Annotated in this window: 10 protein-coding genes; all 10 read right to left on the bottom strand. The window is 34.9% G+C overall.

From position 1 onward, the window contains the following. Positions 1–25 precede the first annotated feature (25 nt). A complete protein-coding gene (locus LPC09_RS25900; RefSeq protein ID WP_098796786.1) occupies positions 26–1,048 on the bottom strand; it encodes a hypothetical protein in 1,023 nt (340 codons plus the stop codon). After that, positions 1,045–2,238: a hypothetical protein gene (locus LPC09_RS25895; protein ID WP_231309845.1), complete on the bottom strand. Its 1,194-nt coding sequence runs from the start codon at positions 2,236–2,238 to the stop codon at positions 1,045–1,047. The genes LPC09_RS25900 and LPC09_RS25895 overlap by 4 nt, the downstream gene beginning before the upstream one ends. 218 nt (positions 2,239–2,456) lie before the next feature. Then, entirely contained in the window at positions 2,457–3,173 is a 717-nt protein-coding gene (locus LPC09_RS25890) for a type II toxin-antitoxin system PemK/MazF family toxin (RefSeq protein ID WP_231309844.1), read from the bottom strand. Positions 3,174–3,849: 676 nt separating this feature from the next. Continuing rightward, on the bottom strand, positions 3,850–4,443 hold the full coding sequence (locus LPC09_RS25885) for a hypothetical protein (protein WP_098796790.1): 594 nt from the start codon (positions 4,441–4,443) through the stop codon (positions 3,850–3,852). A gap of 55 nt (positions 4,444–4,498) precedes the next feature. After that, positions 4,499–5,239, bottom strand: a complete 741-nt coding sequence (locus LPC09_RS25880) for a M23 family metallopeptidase (protein WP_098796791.1) — start codon at positions 5,237–5,239, stop codon at positions 4,499–4,501. 106 nt (positions 5,240–5,345) lie between these two features. Then, positions 5,346–7,169 carry a reverse transcriptase/maturase family protein gene (locus LPC09_RS25875; RefSeq protein ID WP_098796793.1) on the bottom strand — a complete coding sequence of 608 codons (1,824 nt, stop codon included), beginning with the start codon at positions 7,167–7,169 and terminating at the stop codon, positions 5,346–5,348. Between the two features lie 582 nt (positions 7,170–7,751). Further along, positions 7,752–8,894: a lysozyme family protein gene (locus LPC09_RS27520; protein WP_331275817.1), complete on the bottom strand. Its 1,143-nt coding sequence runs from the start codon at positions 8,892–8,894 to the stop codon at positions 7,752–7,754. 22 nt (positions 8,895–8,916) lie between these two features. Then, entirely contained in the window at positions 8,917–11,271 is a 2,355-nt protein-coding gene (locus tag LPC09_RS25865) for a hypothetical protein (RefSeq protein WP_231309843.1), read from the bottom strand. Beyond that, positions 11,268–13,412, bottom strand: a complete 2,145-nt coding sequence (locus LPC09_RS25860) for a VirB4 family type IV secretion system protein (protein WP_098796800.1) — start codon at positions 13,410–13,412, stop codon at positions 11,268–11,270. Before LPC09_RS25860 ends, LPC09_RS25865 begins: the two co-directional genes overlap by 4 nt. Beyond that, entirely contained in the window at positions 13,399–14,280 is an 882-nt protein-coding gene (locus LPC09_RS25855; RefSeq protein ID WP_098796801.1) for a hypothetical protein, read from the bottom strand. The genes LPC09_RS25860 and LPC09_RS25855 overlap by 14 nt, the downstream gene beginning before the upstream one ends. Position 14,281: the final 1 nt, after the last annotated feature.

Below are 14,281 nucleotides of genomic sequence, written 5' to 3'. Positions count from 1 at the left end.
TATGATTTTCTTACCTATAACCATTTTAAACAACATCTAAAAATTCATCGATCGTCAGTTGCTCAAAATTCTCAAAAATATTTTGTCCGGTTTCAAGGAATCTATCTGAAAGTAGGTATCTTCTTACATTTTTAATTTTTTTCTCTTCAACTGAAGTGAACGAATAATTCTGTTCATGTACAGTTACATTTATACCCATTTGTACAATTTGTTCGATAATTTCTTTTATATAATTATGAACCCACCGCCTCATTTTCTTCTTAAATGGGACCGGTAATTGTCCCCAAACAGGATTAATTTTTTCACAAATACTTGTACTATTAAAAGAAAAAGGTTGTGGTCCGATATTTTTACCTATAACACTTCTTATAGAATTTCGAACCTGCGTTTGTAGAATTTCTCCATTTTCTTTCTCTAATTGACCATTAATATCTACTGGAATAATATAAATCAGAGCATTGTTTAATAAAGTTTTTTCATTTATAACCCTATGACTCTCTAACTCCTCTCCATTTCGCACTGATAAGTATAAACCATCTGGTTTAATTTCAATTCCAAAAGTATCATGCTTCATAGCATGTCCCAACGTATCTTTAACTTTTTCACTAATAGATTGCAGAGTTTCAAACATATGTTGTTCTTTTTGTTGATTAACACCATAAATAACTTTTGTATTTATTTTCGCTTTACTTTCTAATCCAAAAAAATTTTTTAAATGATCCAATGGTAAACTCAGGTATCCAGCAGCTTGCCTTGTTCCATGATGTGTCCAATCAACATCAAAGTCTTGGACTTTGCATTCAATTAATAAATATTCTTTATCACTGTCCTTATATAAGACTACTTCTGGTGTCACTGCTTTTTTAGGTTCACATATTCCTTTTAACTTTTTTATACTCCCCAGGTCAAGCGGTATAGTCTTTTCTATTTGTTTTAAAGAATAACCTTGCCTATTAAAATATGGATTTAAGCTAGAACCTTCCGGGTATGGTAAACTCAAATGTATTAGCAAATTTAGTTGAAATAATGGAGTCAATTCTGTTCTCATAAATCTTTGCCACCTATTACTTGATTTAATATTCCTTCATACGGAGAGTTACCAATATATACATCAATCTGTGGATCTAAGAATTTCTGAATATTAGTTACTAAGCGATGAATTGTATTCCCGCATGTACCTTTTGGAAGAAATAGAATAAATTCTTCCTTACTTAAATCTAGAACAACATTTTGCCATAAGTGAAGATCTACCCCGTAAATGTGCACCCTTTCTTCACTCACCCTTTTTATTTCACCATAAATTTTAAATGGTTCTCTTCCTTTCGGAAAAGTGTATTCCACAAAATTATTAAATACATAATTATTTAAAGGCTTACTAAACCTAATTGTAACGGGACTTGCCTTAAAAGAATTATCTATTAGATTATTCTTACTCTTTATTTCCTCTACCTCTATCCAAGTCTTTTTCTCCAAACGCTCTGTCATATCTTGATATACAGAGACGATTTGTTTCAGTTGCATACGATGATCAGAAAAGCTATCGGAGCGATTTGTAAACTTACCATTTTGATATACATCATGACCACCTTTTCCAACATGACTTGGAAAGCGTAAACTTCCAACTGAGTGAAAAGAAGAGATGTACTGTCTCACTCCATTTAGTTTATGTACTATACCACCTAACTCTTCTACTAATGATACCGACGAAGCTTTATGTTCTATAATCTTTTCTTTATTTAGGTGATCTATTTCAAACATTGAATTAAACTCGAATTTCATTTTTGTAAAACGTTCTGGGGGATGGTATAAAGTAATTTCCCTTAAAAAGTTGTCATACATTTTACCAGAAATCCATAAAGAGTCTAAGGTTGTTGACTTCTTTACATAAGATTGGGCTAGTTGGTCTGAATACTTAGAAGATTCAGTCGTATATAATGTACAAAATCGTGGATTTATCTGCTCGATAAACCCTACTAATTTATTATTTTCATTTAAAGTATATAATTCCTCATCTATTTGTTTAAGAAAATGTTTTTGGTCACCAAATAAATTCTGAATATTTAAAATTTCTTTCGAAATAGGTACAAACCCAAAAAGGCTTTCATTAAATGTTTCAAACACATATGACTTTAAGAGAGTATTTTTCATTTTATAATTATCAATTTGCTCTTTGGTACTTTGAGAATATTCTTCCAGATAACTAAATATATCTTCTCTAGAATTCCACTTACCTTCCACTCTAACAGTTCCCCCCATGTTATATGATTATAAGTACGAAAAAACCCTCCCCATGTAAAGATGAGGAGGGTTCGTGGGAACGGTGCGCTCAATTGCGCGGAGTGCTAGGACTCATTGTTCCCAAACATTGAATGCGCTCGGTTACGCGGTGCGCTAAGGCACAACATACTATATTATATACTGATACTTTACTACATATTCCATCATATTGCAATATTTTATTCCTCTAGAGTAGCAGCCGCTGTCTGGTATGCACTTTGTTTCAATTGCTCTTTCAATGTTTCAATTTCATCCATTAATTCTTTATTTTTTTGTTGTTCCTCAATTAATTTAATTTCTGCATCTTTAAATTTTTTAAACATATTAGGCATGAAATGCTCCATAACTGCTAAATCAATCTTATCCAATACTTCTGATCTAACTTTTGCATTTTTTCCATCTTTTGAATGTTGATATAAAACCCTATTTTTGTCTACCCCACGAATAGCCTCTAAACAAATTCCACTTTCATGATGAAGTCCATCACTTGAATCAACATCAATATGAAGAGGATCACTATCTCCGTGTTTTCCCGAAGTAATAGGTGCTACAAGAAGTTGCCCTTTATTATTATCAAACAATACTACTGCAGGATGTAAAAATGTTAGTTCTTTGTTAAAATGCCCAAATAACTCAACTTCCACTATATGGCCTCTAGATAGATTTTTCCTAAAGATACGAGGAATTTTTTTTGATTGGTCTAAAACATATCTTTCCAGTCCCATTAACCAACGAATACCATAATATTGGTTTTGTTTCAGTATTACATTAAATAAATCTGATAGTAGTTCATTACTGTCTTTAATTAACTCTAGATCTTCATGCATTTTAGGTATATTTGCACTTGGAGTTGCTTTGAAACCACTTAGTTTCGCTTTGTATTTATTTGTTCTCAATCAGACCTCTCCTACTTCAAGTATATAATTCTAATGCTCCTCTATTATACTCTTATTAACGGAGTTACTTAAAGAAAAAATACAGATAGATAGTATTAGATTAATAACAATTCAATGTTTTCCATCCGTATAATACTAGATTATTCATACTCCATTAGTTAGGCACAAAAGCACTCCCCCTTCCAACCGGTTGTGTTAGATAGTTATCGCTCCCTTTTCCTCTTGTTCATACCGTACGTGAGACTTTCATCTCATAAAAAGGCAGTGTCTTATATTAACGCAATTAAGGGATTTACTGTATTTGCGAGTTCAGTTATTATCCTATATTTAATTACACAGCTATTATTGGAGGTGACAAAGTGCTTTTTGAAAAAAATTCACTCTTTGACAAGATTAAAAAGCAAGGAGCCACGGGAAAAGAACAGAGTACTACTACTCCTGTTCCTTCAAAAGCAAAAGTGTGAATGCAAATATTTTACCTAAATTTGGACATAAACTAGAAATATCATCCAAGAATAGAGAAGTTTGAAAGCTAAAATAGCAATTGATAAATATGAATATAAATGCTATTATTAATGTATCCTAAAATTTTTAAAGGGATGTTTTTTCATCCTCTTAAAATGTGTAACAAAAAAGCGGCTCTTCGGAGTCGCTTTTTTGGCTTTTATTTACTTTTTCATAGACCTTTTAGGTTCTCTTTTACCTGGTCAACAAAGTTTTTAGGACTATTATTTATATAGTATATTCTTTCGCTATTAAAATGTTCTGTTCCCACCAATTGCAAATCTATTTTTGCAGTTGATATCTTATTATCATTGTAAATAAGCTGAAGATTTATATCTTGATCATCCCTTGAAAAGGATTTACCTTCTGTTATATGAGATTCCCAATTCACTTCAATTAATTTTCCTTCTCTATTAATTTCTCTTATCATTTGAAGAATGACATCCTCACTTGAAGGATCGTCACTATACTCAAACATTGATTTAGAAAGGTTCTCAGGTAAAAAAAGTGAAGAAAAATACTCCCTCTCTTCTTCTATCAATGTAGCCGCCATAAAGTCAATCGTATTACCAACAGATTGAAATTCTTCTATAATTTCAACATCATAGTCATAACCAGCCTCATTATGATCATGGCTATGATTATGTTCATCATCTGAAGAATGTACTAAACTCTCGTCTAGTACATTCATTAATTCTTTCCCTTGTGCAATATCAGCCGAGTTAGTTTTAAAAAATAATAAATAGACTCCAGCACCAATAACCATTAAAACTATATATCCAGTAAAGAATAATATAAATCTCTTAATACTTCATCACCTACTAATCTAATTGCAGGAGCCCTGATCCTATTGGATCAATAGCGTTTGATTTATTTGTTGACCAATCCCCTTTACGAATTTCAAAATGAAGGTGTACACCTGTAGAGCTACCTGTTGTTCCTTTTATTCCAATCACTTGCCCTTTTTGAACTGTTTGTCCCGTCTGAACCCTTCTACTACCAGTAACCATATGAGCATAAACCGTAGTATAAGTTTCACCTTCGATATTATGTTTTATCATAATACATTCTCCATAACTTGAAGATGTATAGGACCTAACTACAACGCCATCCGCAGAGGCTACAATAGGGTCTGTTGAAGCATTTGAACCAATATCAATACCAGCATGTAATTTCCCCCAACGAGGACCAAACGGACTTGTGATGGGCCCTAAAGAAGGTCGCATAAATTTTCCTTTGGTTACTTCTGGAGTACCACCAGTATTTGAAGCAAATAATTCTGCATAGTGTACAACCTCATCAACATAGGCATTCGAATGGTTATAGCTATAAATCGCTTTACGTTTATCTTCTAAAAAACCATTATCCTTTAAAAGGTGTGCGGATGAAAAAACTGCATCCCATATGTTCCACATATCTGCCTCACCATCATTATTCCCGTCTGTTCCATATCCTCCCATTCTACTAATATATGAAATGCTCTTTTTATTACTTTCTGATATATTACCTTTACCATTACCGCTACATGTAGGATCTTGCCAACCAACCCAGGTACAAGGCATGAAGTAGAGTAAGAACCCAGCGCCTTGGCATATTTCTATACTAGGTTTCCAAGAACTCCTCCCCGAACCGTACGTACACCTCTCGGCGTATACGGCTCTCCACCTATCAATCTAACTTACCGTTGTGTAGATCGAGATGACACTTCTTACAGAGCGCCATCGTCTTACGGTTTCGTTCAATCATACGCTTTTCCCATCTTTTTTTGCCATCAAGGTTTTTTAGTTTCTTAATGTGATGGATTTCTAGTTCTACATTTTTTGAGTAACACCATTCGCATTGACCTGCAAGTAATCTTTCGATTAAACCTGTTCGGTTATAAATAATGTTCCTTGTTTTAGAAATCACATCAACATCAGAGTATGAAGATGGGAGTAATTGTTTTTTGAATCCATCTTTATAGAAGTAAGCAATTTTACTGCCGTTGGCAGTATCATACCTTACCGCAAAGTCTCCGTTTATACTGTATTTTCTATGAATTTTTCTTACACTTGATTTGTATTTATTAGCGAAAGTTTTGTACATGCTGTATTCCATGATGAATTTGAATCCATCTAGCTTATATACGTTATTCGCTAGTTTGTAATAGTTATACAAACCCCTTATTTCAGCATTATAGATGGTCAATATTTCAAGGTCATCATTTTGTAAAAGATGTGCTCGATGTGTAGACTCCCATTTGTTTGTTTTTTTATCTATTTTTAACGCTTTATATTCGATTAATTTATTACGCCAAACTTCATAAGGTAGTAATAGTTCACAGCTCATTGTTCTTGTTCTTTGTTTATGTCCACTAGCCGTGTATTTTGTCGTTTTATTATCATGACTAATTTTGATGTCATATCCAAGAAATCTTGCTCTTTTACTAGAATGAGTAATGAGCGTTTTTTCTTGAGACAATTCAATTTTCATTTCTTGATTGAGAAAATTACTGATGTCATGTTTTATTTGCTGACAATCTTTTTTACTACCAATAACCCCAATAATGAAATCATCGGCGTATCGCACGTATTGTATTCGTTTGTAGTTTTCGTCCATAGGGTCTTTATAGGGTAATTCCATCATGTGATTTTTCAACTCGTCCAAGTGTTGACGTGCTTCTTCTTTTTCTATTTCATCCATTTCAGACCATTTCTCTTTATACCTAGCATTCGCACGGTAGAGTCTGGCTTCACGTGTACGATACTCTTTTAGTCGTCTTCTTCCTTTTCCTTTATCAAAGTTCTCCTTGTAAGACATGATAAATTCATCAAGTTCATGTAAATAAATATTTGATAGGATTGGACTGATAATACCCCCTTGCGGAGTACCACTGTACGTTTTGTGATAGTGCCAGTCTTCTAGATAGCCAGCCTTCAGAAACTTCCAAATCAGATTGATGAATTTCTCATCTTCAATTCTTCTTTTAAGTAGTGTTATTAACTTGTGATGATCAATATTATCAAAGAAACCTTTAATATCTCCTTCGATAAACCATTTTGCTCCGGTAAATCTGTCTTTTACTTGCATGAGTGCTGTATGACAGCTTTTTTCTGGTCGAAACCCATGAGAATGTGGAGAAAATGTTTTTTCATACATCGCTTCGACTAACAACCTTACTACTTCTTGTACGAGTTTATCTTCGAAAGATGGTATGCCTAATGGTCTTTTACCAGTTTTCTTTTTTGGAATGTATACCCTTTTGGACGGTTTAGGTTGATAACTACAATCTTTCATACTTTCAATTAATCGTTCTATACGTTCTAGACTCATCCCATCAATGGTTTGTCCATCGACACCTTGTGTCATATTGCCTTCCTTCGCATTAATCCTTGCGTAAGCCATTAAATAGAATTCTACATTATAAAGATTTCGATAGATTCGTTCGAATTTGTAATCTTTGCGTATTGACTGTTTTTCTAGACTGTCTAACACAGTGTTTGGACTTCTCATAGAGCCTCACGCTCCTTTCCAATTTTAGTTAGACTTGATAAGCTGTTCCCCTTCGCCATGTAATGGGCTTTCCCCATCTCGGACTACTACGAGAACTCCGTTACCATATCAGATATTCAGATACAATTTATCATAGCTTTTATAAAAGCGTTCTGACGTAGGTAATCACCATTTAGCACATATAAGAACAAGCTTGATATAATGTCGGATATGACGTTCGCCCTTTACTACTTATTATAGTTGGTCAACGATAGACTACTCACATCTGACATACAGTTAATCAGTGTGTATTTCGTAATGAGTCTCCAATTAGCTAATACGTTTCGTTGTATAACGTAGGTAATCATCTTCCGTCATAGGTGGGCCAATAACCCCCTCGGACTGTCATTCAAGCAGTTTAGCTTTTATCCTCGTTTACATCATTTCACTTCGCTATTCAGTCGTATCGTGATGATTCGATAACTTATAGCTTTCCAAACATGCTACACTCCCCGATATTTGGTTTCCCTCACGGATAAGTTTGGTAGTGATAGGCTTTGTAGTCTTGCCTACTCCATGCAAAAGGAGATTTCTTATATGACCTTATGGTCGCACCTGCATATGGCCTTCAGCTCCCACGTATGATATCATTGGGTCCATAGTTGAGAATCGAGTTTCAATAAAATGGTGTGCCGCTAGATAATTCCAGTCAACTCCATATTTTTTATTAGCAGCTATATATATTTCCATATATTCTTGTGGAACTATCATACCCATTCCATTTTCTATAAATACATCGAAATAAGATCCGGTATATCCATCCATATGAATACCATTTTCTATAAGTGAGGCTACCAATAAATTGATATCATCATCTTTAAATTGTAATGACGTAATTGTACTGTCAAACTTCTCGTAATTCTTTATATTATTGACTGTATCGAGTTGCCACTCCTTAATCAACCGCTTGTAAGTAGTCGTTTTTGTATTACCTTCTTTGTTCTCACTTTGCTTTGCGAATTCTCCATTAACATCAACTTCTTTATAATAAAAAGTATCAAGAGTATTCCAAGCATGAGCGGATTTTAAGAATTCCCTCTTTACAGTTTCTTTTTCAATAATTGTTTCGGTTTCAATATGTTTATGTTCTTCTCGTTCAGAACAAAATGCACTTGAAATTTCCTCCCTAGTTTGACATCCTTCGGTTCCCATATTGGAATAAGTGTAGGTGGTTACTTCAGTTTCTATCACCTTTTTTATCTCATAAGTATCTTCATGGGTTTCATATTCAAAATCTGGTGCAAGCCCGTTAACAATTGGTTCAGGATCAATTTCCCAAGGCTGTTTATCTTCCTTTAATATTCTAACTGCATCTATGGCAGTAACTAATTTAAAGGGAGGTCTATATTGCTCTAACTCACTAGAATCTAGAATTAGTTGATTAATCTGTTTCTTTGCTTCTTCCGGTGTGATAGGTGAATCATCACCGAACCATTCAAGACTAGGAGCAACTATTAAAATTGCACCACCGATAATAGTAATAACTAAAAATACTATAGTACCTGGTATTCCTATTAGTGCTACAAGACTAAGGAAAGCCTTTAATAAAAGTTTACCTATATATAGAGCTAATTTCTTTAAAACTTTTAAAAGTACTTTCCTAATTACTTTCTTTACTAACTGTTTAACTTTTCGTTTAGCGTATTGTTTGGCATACTGCTTAGCATTTTCTTTCGTTTTTTCCAAAGCATTCCCCATCTATATAACCTCAATCTTTCTTAGGAGGGAAATTATTGTTATTTGTAGGTGGAACTATTGGTTTGTTAGGAATTAATGTGGAGTTATCCCCTTTATTAATTTGGTTATTGTTAGGTACTATCGGTTGGGTTGGTGGTACTTTTTCACTCTTATTTGGCATTGAACCCTGTTGATTCATATTAGGCAAAGGTTGCTCATCTATTTTAGGAACCAAATTAGTTCTAATTGGTGGTTCATTTGAATTTACCTCTGACGTATTACTGTCGATAAACGTGCTAACATGTGGAGTTTTCACTGAATTATCAACCTTAAATGTTTGAACGTCCATTTTTCCATTATTAGGACTTTGCACTTGTTGTGTAGCATACTTTTCAGAAGTAGGATTCATACTTATAACACCCGTATCACTAGTTGTAATCTTATGATCCTGCATAACCTTAGCATTTTTAGGTAGACTTGGATCACCCGGACCATAATTAGATATAGGTGTAAGAGTATTATTTGGACCTTTTTCAGCTAAATAACTTCTGTCCCTTTCTGTAACAACTGAATAGTCTGCCCCTTGATCAAGTCTACCAAGTTGCGGATTTTCTACACCTTTACCCATTACACTTGTGGCAGCATCTGCCCCCATTTGATATCCAATACCTCTACCATAAAGGGCTTCACCCATGACACCACCTGCACGCTGTAAAGTTTCTCTACGAGCCTGTGGACTGTTTCTAAATTGGGGAGAAACCATCGCATCACCTGTTGCTCTTCCGAGGTTACTTGCAACAGTTCCAAGATTACGACCAGCTTGTTGAAATGGGTTCATATTTTGCTCACGAGATTGCTCACGAGTCATTAATGGATTTTCCTCAAAATTACCTTTTATTGATTGACCGAAGTTCTTTGCTTTGTCAGTCATTCCTTTACCGACACCAAAACCAACGACTCCAGAACCGTATCCAGCACTTTGTCCCATATTGGCCCCCGCTTCAGCCATAATGTGTTGACCAAAGGGACTTACACCTAAACCAGTTGCATTTCCTCCCATTCGCCCAATAGCTGATCCAACTCCACCTGCAACATGCCCAACCGTTCTCATACGTTGAGTGAATTTACTAGGATTTGAACTAACGTTTTGAACAGCACCTCCATATTGACGCTCCTCATTCATTCCCATCATAGGGTTTAAGGAATTCATTGCACCGCCAGATTTCCCATTATTCATGGCCATCATTGACATTCCAGTGTTTCCTTTACTACTTTGTCCACCTTTCCCTGAAGATCCATCAAATAACCCTTTACTCTCTGCATAACCATTTTTAACTCCATTCTTTATATCACCTACCGCTTTAGTTCCATGCATAAGAGAACCAAAGCCAGCAGCAGTACCAATCATGGCTAACTTTCCACCACTCTCAGAAGTAGCCCCCATTGCAAAACGAAGCGACTCTGAAACTGGGATAAAGATAGATAAAGCAATAATATATGTCAACCAATCTGTGTTGCTATCAAACAACCAGAAATACAACCAAAATATTGCTGCATGAATAGTTTGAGCAATTGTTTGTGCCCATAACTCCTTCATAGCATAGCTTGTAATACCTTGTAGCTTAGGAAAAAAAATAGTTGATATCCATACAGGTGCTAGAAGTATTAAACCGCTAATCATAATTAAGCGTTGAGTATAATAAGCTTTAAACCAAATTGAAACTCCTAGAGAGAAAAAGGAAACGATAGCATCCTTTATCCAGTTGTCACCTTCTCCAGAAGATAAATCAGTAAACTCAATCTTTTCACCAGCTGTTTTCCCGTCTTGACTAGTCAAAACAGTAGCTCCTAAATCTCTTAGACTAACTGGATCAGTAATACCGGTTTCAAACATTTGTACAAAATAGTGATTTAAAGTAAAAAATGAATTAACAAGCGGGAAGAACTGAAAAAGTAAAACAATCCCCAAGATAACCTTCAAAAAATTATCTGTTATGTCAGATTTCATACTTGAGGAAAATTTTGCATATCCATGTTGAATCCCCATCATGACAATAGCACCACAGAGTAAAAAACCAACAACAAACAGCATCATGTTAAATCCATTATATATAGCACTGTTATATTGCTCCTGTGTATACAATCCCCATATCTTCCCTGCTCCTTGATAGAAAATATAATAAGCGGGTTCATGTAGTCCTATGAATGGCTCTAATATCCATTCAAATAGTTTTGAAAACATGAAAGCAAACGGCTTTTCGTACCACTTACTTTCAGCAGCGTGTGCAGCTGAACCAGGGAAGAACATCAACAATAGGATCAAAATAAACGCAATTCTTCTTTTCTTATCTGATTTTAACTGTTGTTCAAGTGTATTTAGCGTCATACTAATGACGCCTCTCTAACTTCTTCTTCTTCCTGCTTGTCATACTCTTCTAAGCCTGGTAGAAGACCATTATTGATTAGATAGTCCGTATCAGTATCAATAAACCCACGCATTTCATCACTAACTTGTACTTTTACATATGCAGAAGATCCACCAACACGAAGTATTCCTTCCCCTTTAGTTTGGGAATCCTCTGATTCAGCAGGCTTACGACAAATGATTTGTAGTTCACCCTCAGACAAGTTAAAAATTGACTGCAATTTTCGTTTTTCCTCATCATCAACTGAACCTAATCGAAGGAACAATGCACTTGTTGCTTGCTTTACAACTGCTTGTCCATCTGAATCTTCTAAGAACGGATTTAAATCCTGTGTAATAATATCTACACCCGCCTGATACTTACGACTACGGCGTGCTAATTCCTCAACGAATTGCATAGCACCATCAATTCTTTTCATTCTCCATGCTTCCTCGATCTTCAAGCGTTTTTTAAATCTACGTAAAGAAGGCCTCTTAACGAAGTATTCCCATCCTAATAGGGTAAGGACATGCATGATAATGTCGTATATATCAGATCCTTCAACAGCTTTCATGTTAAAGTTTACCCAACATATATCATCAAGTAGGTTATCGATTTTCTCCCCATTAAACTGGGTTTCACCATCGAGAATTTTTCCATCTGGTCGATCTCTTAGGTATCCTCTTAATACCTTAATTAATCTTCTCGCATCAGGATCAATAATTTCTTGATATGAAAAATCATGCAGATTATATCCTAAGGTTGTATTCTTTAATATTTGTTTGTAGATATCAGATAGGGTAAATTCAGGTTTACGTTGTTTTTTATACGTAATATCTCCATTTGATAATCTAACTGGAGTTTTTTCATTTTCATACAGTGATTCTGGATTCTCTGTAATACCCCATTCTTCAATTACATCCATAATTGCTTTTTTTAATAATTCCTTTTCAAGTGAAGAGATTCCATCTAACAACTTATTGTAGAACGTTATTAATCTACCAACTTTTGAACCTATTGGTACGATAACTTTTGAAACTCTTCTTCCATTTGGTAAAGTCTGTTCAATTTCTTCTTCGGTCAAAGCACAAATATTAATTGTACAAGATCCACCTTCACGTATCTCAACCTCTTTTCCGCCCATAAGTACACATATAGGTCCATTCTCCCCATCAGGATCAATACTAAAGATCCGATATCCTAGTAATACTTGTGAACTGGAAATATACTTGTTACTGAATGATTTACCAGAACCAGAGGCACCAACTATAAGAGAAGAATAGTTATCTAAGTAAGGGGCAAATACATTTAAAAATTCCATATTTTGATTGTGTAAATTCGTACCAACAGGTACACCACCGCTGAATGGAATTTTAGAAGAATAGAATGGAGAAGCAGCAACAATTGAAGTCCTATCAAAGAATCTTCTATCAACTGTTGCGGTAAGTCGATTACCCGAGAATGGTAGAGCTGATAACCATCCATCCTTTTGGCGAGCGTACAACGGTCTCAGATTATGTTCGTTATGTTCTAAGGTATCTTGGATTAACATTCCTATGTTATCAAGGGTCTTGTCGTCCTTTGCAAATAACGTAACAACCATTGTACCTAAGAAACCATCATTGTAACCATCACTAATCTCATCCAGCAGGCGTTCTGCGTTTGATCTTGCTTTTAGAGCTTCGTTTTCCTCAATATCGTTTCCTGACTTTCTCGCTTGAATAACACGAGAACCTTCGTCTGTAACTGCATTCTTATATTTACGAGTCGCTTGGTTTTTAGTGAGTTTAGTAAGGTGAAACGTTATATTACTAGCTCCTGCACGATACAATGTCTCTAATTCTCCTGTAGATATAGAGGTATTACCAAAATCTAAAATGTAGGACCTAGAAGAATATTCTGCACCTGCTCTTTGGTCACATTGGTATGCACGATCTTTAACATGTTCAGGAAAATGCACACCTGCTGAACCAATTTTATCGAAATAACTTTGTCTTGCTACAGCGTGTAAATCCTCTTTAGCTTTTTTTCCTTTTTTACTTGCTCTACTCTCTTCTTGTTCTATATCTTGTTCTTCTGTTAATTCAGGCGATGCAGCCTTCTTCTTTTTAAATAGCCCCATACTCTGTTGTCTCCTCTCCATATTCTTCAAATCTAACTTTAGGTTTTGATTCTTTCCCCGTAACAAATGGTGATAAAATACCATCTTTCTCAATAAAACGGTTGAAATGTTCAATGCTCCCTGTTTGTTTATTTACTGAAAAATATAATGCCTCATAAAGCTGTCTTTCAGAACAGATATTACTTCTTCCGCCCATATTGGCATAGTTACGTACAATAATTTGAGCAACTCGATTGAATTCATTTCTTACCTTTAAAATAATTGAATCTTCATCTAGATCTTCTAAGAGCTTTTGGTCGTAATAAAGGTCAACAGTAAAATAACTATGGTAATCAAACTCATCTACTGTTTGTTGCCAATATTCCATGTACGGGAAGAACATCGTTTCTCCATATCTCTGTGCAATCGGATTTAATTGTTCAAATGACTCTTGGTATGGTTTTAATTGTTCAGACAAGTCAATTGGTCTCGATTGAATATGAATCCCTACGTTAACTTCACGACCTGGCCCTAAGTTAAGCTGCGCTAATAATTGCTCATATGATAAATCAGTCGTTTGTTGTTCATTCATACTTCTTAGTAAATAGTTAATTGATTCAGTTTTAATTAATCCTATAAAGTGACGGCTCTCACCAGCTTCATTCAGCTCTACTACTTCACCATGAATCCCTTTAACCCCGATCAATTCTTGGAAGTTCACTTTAAGTTCTTGTGTGTCTTCACTTCCTCGTTTTGTTCCTAAATTATTCTTTTTAGATTTCCCTCGTTTTTTAAAAGGGTTAAATGGATATGGTTTTCCCATGATTGGGTAACCAAAGAAATATACTACGAGACCAATTAGTACAATCATTATTAAATTAGTTAACATA

It is taken from the genome of Metabacillus sp. B2-18, assembly GCF_021117275.1.
Taxonomy (GTDB): domain Bacteria; phylum Bacillota; class Bacilli; order Bacillales; family Bacillaceae; genus Metabacillus.
Note: the sequence above shows the minus strand (reverse complement) of the source record. Positions and strands in the feature narration are given on the sequence as shown.